General features: G+C 72.2%; 2 protein-coding genes. One reads left to right on the top strand and one right to left on the bottom strand.

The genetic code is table 11. The features are described 5' to 3' along the window. Positions 1–600, bottom strand: a 600-nt coding sequence (locus ACIPIA_RS16825) for an NAD(P)/FAD-dependent oxidoreductase (protein ID WP_400511127.1), incomplete at its 3' end; no start/stop codon positions are given. 122 nt (positions 601–722) lie between these two features. Here ACIPIA_RS16825 and ACIPIA_RS16830 point away from each other — a divergent pair. Further along, positions 723–1,043, top strand: coding sequence for a YnfA family protein (locus tag ACIPIA_RS16830; protein ID WP_400511128.1), 321 nt, complete (start codon positions 723–725; stop codon positions 1,041–1,043). The last annotated feature ends 63 nt before the right edge of the window (positions 1,044–1,106 follow it).

The following is a 1,106-nucleotide window of genomic DNA, read 5'->3' on the forward strand; positions in this document are numbered from 1 at the left end:
GGCGACCGTGAAGCCGCCATTCGCCGGCCGGAGCGGCAAGACGACGACGCCACGCCCTTCCAGCAGCGGAGCCCAGCCACCATCCGAACCGAGCCGCGGCCAGCTCGCCCCGCCCAGCGCCAGCAGCGTCGCATCGGGGCGGATCGCTTCGGTTTCGCCGCCCGGGAGTCGGAAATTCAGCGCGCCATCGGCATTCCAGCCGGTCCAGAGGCGCCCGGATGCGAGCCGCACGCCGAGGCCCCCGAGCCGGCCGAGCCAGGCGCGCAGCAGCGGCGAGGCCTTCATCACGCGCGGAAAGACGCGGCCGCTCGAACCAACGAAGGTCTCCGCGCCGAGTCCGTCGGCCCAGTCGCGCAGCGCCTGCGGCGGGAAGGCGCGCAAGGCCGGCTCCAGCCAATCCCCCGCCTCGCGATAGCGGCCGAGGAAGGCGTCGAACGGCTCGGCATGGGTGAGGTTCAGGCCGCCGCGCCCCGCAAGCAGGAACTTGCGGGCGGGAGAAGCCATGCGCTCGTGGATCGTGACGCGATGCCCGGCCCCCGCCAGCCGCTCGGCGGCGATCAACCCGGCAGGGCCGGCGCCGATGATGGCGATATCGGACATGAACTCTCGCATCCTGATGCATCGCCCCGGCTCGGACGGAGCGGAGAACCGGGACGACGTTGTTTCCGTGGCACATGGCTTTAGACTGACGCTCCCACCGCGAGAAGCCCCACCGGACCGCCATGCCGACCATCGCCGCCTATATCGGCGCCGCGCTCTTCGAGATCGCCGGCTGCTTCGCCTTCTGGGGCTGGCTCAGGCTCGGCAAGCCGATCTGGTGGCTGCTGCCGGGGCTGGTCTCGCTCGGGCTCTTCGCCTGGCTGCTGACTCTGGTCGAGAGCGCCGCGGCGGGCCGCGCCTTCGCCGCCTATGGCGGCGTCTACATCGCGGCGTCGCTGGGCTGGCTCTGGACCGTCGAGGGCATCAGGCCGGACCGCTGGGACCTGACCGGAGGCGCCATCTGCCTCGCCGGCGCCGCGATCATCCTGGCGGCGCCGCGCTGAGCGCGCGCTGCCGTCATTCCCTGGCGCCCGCAGGCCGTGCGTGGAACCCTTGACCACGACTGT

Source organism: Allobosea sp. CER48 (assembly GCF_044752385.1).
Classification (GTDB): domain Bacteria; phylum Pseudomonadota; class Alphaproteobacteria; order Rhizobiales; family Beijerinckiaceae; genus Allobosea.

Bases quoted from the DNA above. Each gene is read 5' to 3' on its own strand.
- ACIPIA_RS16830 (WP_400511128.1), top strand. From the start codon at position 723: ATGCCGACCATCGCCGCCTATATCGGCGCCGCGCTCTTCGAGATCGCC.